Source organism: Aeromonas sp. BIGb0445, assembly GCF_024809075.1.
In the GTDB taxonomy this organism is placed as follows: domain Bacteria; phylum Pseudomonadota; class Gammaproteobacteria; order Enterobacterales; family Aeromonadaceae; genus Aeromonas; species Aeromonas rivuli.
Genome location: NZ_JANUES010000015.1, coordinates 70,514 through 77,262 on the forward strand (window position 1 = coordinate 70,514; position 6,749 = coordinate 77,262).

General features: G+C 58.1%; 5 protein-coding genes. All 5 read left to right on the top strand.

The window, feature by feature from the left end; all coding sequences use genetic code 11:
• Window positions 1-88: 88 nt before the first annotated feature.
• The 5 genes from M2367_RS18855 to M2367_RS18875 all read left to right on the top strand — a co-directional run bounded on the left by M2367_RS18855 (window position 89) and on the right by M2367_RS18875 (window position 5,116).
• Window positions 89-931 (top strand): LysR family transcriptional regulator, encoded by an 843-nt coding sequence (locus M2367_RS18855; RefSeq protein WP_259237842.1) that lies wholly within the window; start codon window positions 89-91, stop codon window positions 929-931.
• Between the two features lie 39 nt (window positions 932-970).
• On the top strand, window positions 971-1,567 hold the full coding sequence (locus M2367_RS18860) for an NAD(P)H-dependent oxidoreductase (protein WP_259237844.1): 597 nt from the start codon (window positions 971-973) through the stop codon (window positions 1,565-1,567).
• A complete protein-coding gene (locus tag M2367_RS18865; RefSeq protein ID WP_259237846.1) occupies window positions 1,567-3,423 on the top strand; it encodes a monovalent cation:proton antiporter-2 (CPA2) family protein in 1,857 nt (618 codons plus the stop codon). The genes M2367_RS18860 and M2367_RS18865 overlap by 1 nt, the downstream gene beginning before the upstream one ends.
• Window positions 3,420-3,806, top strand: a complete 387-nt coding sequence (locus M2367_RS18870; RefSeq protein ID WP_042040099.1) for a SirB2 family protein — start codon at window positions 3,420-3,422, stop codon at window positions 3,804-3,806. The genes M2367_RS18865 and M2367_RS18870 overlap by 4 nt, the downstream gene beginning before the upstream one ends.
• A gap of 329 nt (window positions 3,807-4,135) precedes the next feature.
• Window positions 4,136-5,116, top strand: coding sequence for a YafY family protein (locus M2367_RS18875; RefSeq protein ID WP_042040100.1), 981 nt, complete (start codon window positions 4,136-4,138; stop codon window positions 5,114-5,116).
• Window positions 5,117-6,749 lie beyond the last annotated feature (1,633 nt).

The following is a 6,749-nucleotide window of genomic DNA, read 5'->3' on the forward strand; positions in this document are numbered from 1 at the left end:
ACCGAGTCCAATCACTATAGTCGCGCTATCTATCAGCGATAAATATAGATTTCCGCTGGTTATCATCTGAAATAACTATGGTAATGCCATGTTGGACCTGAGACTGCTGCGGTTTTTCATCGCCATCTATGAGCAGAAGAACATCACGGCCGCCGCCGAACGCTGCCATGTCAGCCAGCCCTCCCTCTCCGCAGGCCTGCGCCAGCTGGAGGAGAGCCTGGGAGACACCTTGTTCCTGCGCGGCAAGAGAGGGGTCGAGGCCCTGCCCCCTGCCCACTATCTCTACCCCCATGCGGTGAAACTGGTTGAAGAGGCGCGCCGCCTGCCCGATCTGTTTCGCCAGAAGGCGAGCCGGGCCCGCCTCAACCTCGCCGTGATGCCGGATCTGAGCAAACGCCGTCTCGCTACCCTGCTGCAACGGATCCAGCGGCATCTGCCCTCCCTGGACCTGACCCTGTCAGACCCTGAGACGCCAGCCGACTGCCGCTTGACCCTGGATGTGCTGCGCCGGGAGGACGAAATCTTCCTGCCGCTCTGGGAAGAGGACTATGTATTGTGCGTGCCCATCGACCACCCCCTGGCCCTGCGCGAACGAGTCGAGCTCCATGAGCTGCAGGCCCATGACTTCATCGAGTGCCCCCCCTGCGAGGCCCATCAGCAGACCCTGGGGCTACTCGCCTGCGACAGGATCACCCTCAACCTGGTCGCCAAGGCCCAGAGCAAGGGGCTGGTGATGGCCCTGGTTCTGGCCGGGGCAGGCATCAGCTTCCTGCCCGATGGCCTGATCGAGGAAGAGCCGGCCCTGCGCGCAGTTCCCCTCGCCGGGCCGCGGATGTTTCGCCGTATCGGGCTCTGTTATCCGGCACGTCAGACCCTGAGCCCGGCCCTGTCCGCATTGATCCCCGAGCTGGCCGCAGGGCCCACTTCTTGATAAGTTTCCCGCTAACTCCATGCCCCAGGTCATGACCCTATGAAACGCATTCTGGTGATCTTCTCTCACCCCGCCCTGCAGCGCTCCAAGGCCAATCGCGAGCTGCTGCAAGCCATCTCGGATCTGGAGGGCGTGACCATTCACGACCTCTATCAGCACTATCCCGACCTGTTCATCGATGTGAAACAGGAGCAGACCCTGCTCGCGCAGCACGACATCATCGTCTTCCAGCACCCGCTCTACTGGTACTCCTGCCCCGCCATCATGAAGGAGTGGCTGGATCTGGTGCTCGAGTACGGGTATGCCTATGGCCCGGATGGCAACGGTCTGGGGGGCAAGCAGTGGTTGAGCGCCATCACCACCGGGGGGGCTCCCGAGTCCTATTGCCAGGAGGGTTACAACAAGAGCCCGCTGATCGACTTCCTGCGCCCCTTCAGCCAGACGGCCCGGTTGTGCGGCATGCAGTGGCTGCCGCCCTTTGTGTTGCACTCCTTCCACAAACTCAATGACCCCGAGGCGCTGCGCCGCTGCGGCCATGAATATCGCCAGCTGCTGCTCGCCTTGCGCGACGAACGGCTCAGCCCGACCCAGCTGGACGGGGTCGACTATCTGCGCGATCTGCTGGAGGTTATCTGATGGGACACGGCATTCTGTTTGACGCCTTTATTTACCTCTCGGCGGCGGTGATCGCCGTGCCGCTGGCCAAACGCTGGGGGCTGGGCTCAGTGCTCGGTTACCTGCTGGCGGGCATAGTGATAGGTCCCTTCCTGCTCGGTCTGGTCGGGGAGCGTCAGGATGTGATGCACTTCGCCGAGTTCGGGGTAGTCCTGATGCTGTTTCTGGTGGGCCTGGAACTCAAGCCCGCCCTGCTTTGGCAGCTAAAGGGACCCATACTGGGCACAGGCGGCCTCCAGGTCGCACTGTCAACCGCCGCCCTGACTGGCTTTGCCTGCCTCATGGGACTGCCCTGGCAGCAAGGGGTGGCCATTGGGCTCATCCTGGCACTCTCCTCCACCGCTATCGTCTTGCAGAGCCTGCAGGAGCGCAAACAGATGCAGAGCGAGAGCGGTCGTTCCGCCTTCGCCGTGCTCCTGTTCCAGGATATCGCCGTCATCCCCATACTGGCGCTGCTGCCCCTGCTCGCCATGGCGCCCGTGGCCCAGAGTGATCAGAGTGAGCTGGCAGGCTGGCAACACGGCCTGCTGGTCGCCGCCGCCATCGCGGGCATCATTTTCGGTGGCCGCTACCTGATGCGCCCTGTGTTTCGGGCCATTGCCCAGTCGCACATGCGGGAGATCTTCGTCGCCGCCGCCCTGTTGCTGGTCATCGGTATCGCCGTGCTGATGGAGTCGGTTGGTCTCTCCCCCGCCCTCGGTTCCTTCCTCGCGGGAGTGGTGCTGGCGGATAGCGAGTATCGCCATGAGCTGGAGGCGGACATTGATCCCTTCAAAGGATTGCTGCTCGGGCTCTTCTTCATGTCGGTGGGCGCCGGTATCAACTTCGGGCTCTTCGCCGAGCACCCGGTACTGATCCCGACCCTGGTGATAGGTCTGATGACACTCAAGTGGCTGGTGCTGATGGCGATTGGCCTGGTGCTACGGGTATCCCCCAGCCAACGCTGGACCTTCTCCCTCGCCCTGGCTCAGGGAGGGGAATTCGCCTTTGTGCTGTTCTCTTTCGCCAGCCAGAACCGGGTCTTGCCGGAACCCATGATAGGCCTGCTGACGCTGGTGGTGGCGCTCTCCATGGCACTCACCCCGCTGCTGCTGATCCTCAACGACAAGGTGATCCAGCCCTGGTTCGATTATCGCAGCCAGCCGGAACGCCCTGAACATGAACAGCCCCAGGCCCTGGACAATCCGGTGATCATTGCCGGTTTTGGCCGCTTCGGTCAGATAGTGGGCCGTCTGCTGCATGGACATGGCATAGGCACCACCATCCTGGAGCAGGATGCCAGCCAGATAGAGACGCTGCGCAAGTTTGGCTATCAGGTGTTCTATGGCGACGCCAGCCGCATCGATCTGCTCCATGCCGCCGGGGCGCACAAGGCCAAGCTGCTGGTCCTCTCCATCAATGACCCCGTCACCTCGCTGACCGTCATCGAGATGGTGAAGAAACACTTCCCGCACCTTAAGATACTGGCGCGCGCCCAGGACAGACCCCATGCCCACAACATATTGCGCCTGGGTGTCGATGGCGTGTTTCGTGAGACCCTGGGGTCGGCGGTGGATCTTGGGGTGGAAGCCCTCACTAACCTGGGATTTCGTGCCAATCAGGCCTGGCGTGCCGGCCAGATGTTCAAGCGTCATGACAACTGGCTGCTGCGCGAACAGATAAATTATCTGGATGACGAACACACCTATATCAACAAGAGCCTGCAATACAGGGACATACTCTCGGATCTGTTGCGAGACGATCAGCAGGGTCAGGAACATGTCCATGCCCATAACTGGGATAGCGGCCTCCCCAACCAAGACAAGGAAGCAAAATGATTGCCTATTATCCCCTGCTCAAACACCTGCACATGACCCTCGCCATCGTCAGCATACTGCTGTTCATCTATCGCTGGGCCCTCGCCATCAACGAGAGCCCTCGCCTGCAACAGCGTTGGCTCAAGATAGTGCCTCATCTCAACGACACCCTGTTGCTGCTGGCCGGCATCATGCTGGCCGTCACCCTGCAGATGAGCCCGGGTTCCCAACCTTGGTTGCTGGCCAAGCTGATTGCGCTGGTGGTCTATATTGGCCTCGGCGTGATGGCACTCAAGCGCCCCGACCGCAAACAGAAGGTGATCGCGGGCATCGCCGCCCTGCTGGTGTTCAACTACATCATCGGGGTCGCCGTCAGCAAGTCGCCCTGGGCCTGGTTCGCCTGACAATAGGGGAGGCATCGGCCTCCCCTTTCTTTGACAGTCCCCGCCTAGCCAGATTTTCCACGCCTTTTGCTCCCCCATAGCTGAGATCTCAGCGCCCGGTTTACCCTCATGCCCTCAAGTACGGCCGGTGAATGACCCCGTCTCTCCCCTCACCACCAACTAATTCTGAAGCAATAACAGCAATTTAAATTCAATTAATCACTCATAATCAACGACTTAATTGGAGCTGTATGAAAATGGCGACACTTGTCGCAGCAAAACTTGCGACATAGACTGTCGCAACTACTGACTAGGATAGACTCAACGTTAATCCAGTGAAGGCAAGCACCATGAGCAAGAAGCTGTTACGACAACTGACCTTGGCGCGTTGCATCCCGCACCGCCCTTACAAACTGACCGCCAGCCAACTGCAAGTTAAGTTGGAAGAAGAAGGCATACATGTCAGTCTGCGGACCGTGCAACGGGACCTGGAAGAGATGTCTGGCATGGGGTTGTTTGACTTGACCTCTGATGAGCGCAGCAAGCCTCACGGCTGGTGTTTCGAGCGCCATGGCCTCAACGACTTTGCCAATATCATGCCGCTCTCCCTCGCCGTCGCCCTCAAAACCTGGAGCGACCAGGCCAGCCAGCTACTGCCGGCGAGCGTCCTGACGGAATTGAACCCGCTGATCGACAAGGCCAGCCAGGTTATCCGCGACAGTCAGAGTGAACTGGCCGAACGCTGGCTCGAGAGCGTGCATCAGTCACCGCGTCCATTCGCCGGTAACCCGGAAATTCGCCGCAGCACCCTGATCCGCGATGCCCTCTGGCGAGGCCGCAAGTTCAGCGCCGAGATCCAGCGTGTCATCAAAGAGCGCACCGTGTGGCTCTGCTATGACCGTATCAATCCGCTCGGTATCTTGAACCAGGCCGATGGCCCTACCCTGCTCTGTACCTTGTCCGAGCTTGACCCCAAGGTGTATGGCATACCGTTCGACCACATCAAAGATGTGGAGCTGACCAACTTCAGCGCGACTCAGCCCAAGGACTTCAACGTTCAAAAACTGATCCGCGAGCAGTCTTACCAGGACGTCAGCGGTCCCATCCGCTTCGTTGGCCGCATAGATGCCAACAGCGCCACCCTGACGGATGGCCAGATCCCGGGCCACAACCCACGCATGACTCGCTATGACAAGCGCAGCGTGGTGGTTGAGACCGAAGTGCAGGACACCCCGGAGTTCCGCAACTGGCTCAATAACATGGAAGGCAATCTGGAAGTCTTGGCACCGGAATCCCTTCGCAAGGCCTACCCCACCAGTCGGGCCAACTGATAATAGAAAGCCGGGCCTAGCTCGGCTTTTTCAGGCATAAATAACAGAGAAGGTGGAATAACAAGCAGAAAGCTTCAAAAAATTTGATTACAGCTAGTGAATATTAAGTTCCTCTTGAAACCAAAAACACCCTTCTATCTGCTTGTGAGAGATCGTCCATACCCCCTGTAAGAGCCCGCTGTTTCGTATCGTAGGCCAGGCCACTTCTAGCACTACTCGCTTTCAGGGGAAACAAATTAACTACATGATTTATATGTGAAAAAATACAATAACGACGCTATGTAAAATCGTTTTCCAGATTTAACTCTCTCGCCCCCCTCTTGTAGCCACATCTCTATCCCTTATTATCTATCTCACAAGGACGGCGCGGGCATCTACAGGATGCATGCCCACAAGAATAAAGGACTAGCCACAGGACACCTCAGGATGAGGTTGGATGACCAGGAGGTTATCCGCCAGGACGGCCAGGAACACCACAGGATGTGGTTATGGACACCTCCAGGATGGAGAAGCATAACCCGGATGGTTATTAGTCTGGACGACCCAGGATCACCACAGGATGTGGTTAGGACGAGCTTCAGGATGAAGACGAGATAATCAGGATGATTGTCTGTCAGGATGACGCAGGAACACCACGGGATGTGGTAATGGACACCTCCAGGATGGAGACAGTGCAGCAATCAGGATGGATTGCTGGGTCAGGATGACATATGGACACCCCAACGGATTGGGAAGGGGAAATCCAACGGATTTGGATACAGTCAGGGAATGCAGGGAGCATTTGCAGTTCAAGGACTGGACGACACGACTTAAGGGGACGGCTCAGCCGTCCCCTTTTCTTATTCTCGCGCTTCATAACCTCTATCCCCCGATGTCCCCCCACATGCATCGTTCCCTGCAGAGTGGAACGCCTCATGGCGCTACACAGCTGACCCACTTGAGGCATCCAGGAGAGCATGAGAACCCAATAGCGCTGAGCACACCATCGCTCAACTCGTCATGCATAAAGCAGTCAATGCGCCTGGTGGGGATGGCTAGGAGCTGTGGCTTCTTACGAACCCTCTCTTAGGTCCAAGACGCAATCAGCTCAAGATCCTGACAAGCCCGGCTGACGCGCTTACGGATCCGCATCAATCCCCAAGCATTGGGCATTGGGCATTGGGCATTGGGCATTGGGCATTGGGCATTGGGCATTGGGCAACATAGAGAGTACAAAGACCAAAACGCAATTGCGCTGGATGATCGCAGCGATCAATTCGCCATGAGTTAATTTTCCTCCGCAAGCACGATCTCAATCACCTCCCCCTAGACACCTAGCAGCCCGACAGGCCTCAGCGATGAAGTCCCCCTACTCAAATGCTAGGCACTACACCGGCAGTGCGGCTTAAAAATGCACAAAAGCAAAAAGGCCTTCTCTATTTATTGGCGGAGCGGACGGGGAGACGGACACGGTCCGGCTCAAGCACAAGGTGCCACAGGCAGGGGCCGAGTTGCCAGTGGCAAGTCGCAGCCCTGTCTGTGGTCCCTTGTTTCCTTAATCCCGTTCGCGAATATCCAAAAGCAAAAAGGCCTTCCCGTGAGGGAAGGCCTTTTCTATTTATTGGCGGAGCGGACGGGACTCGAACCCGCGACC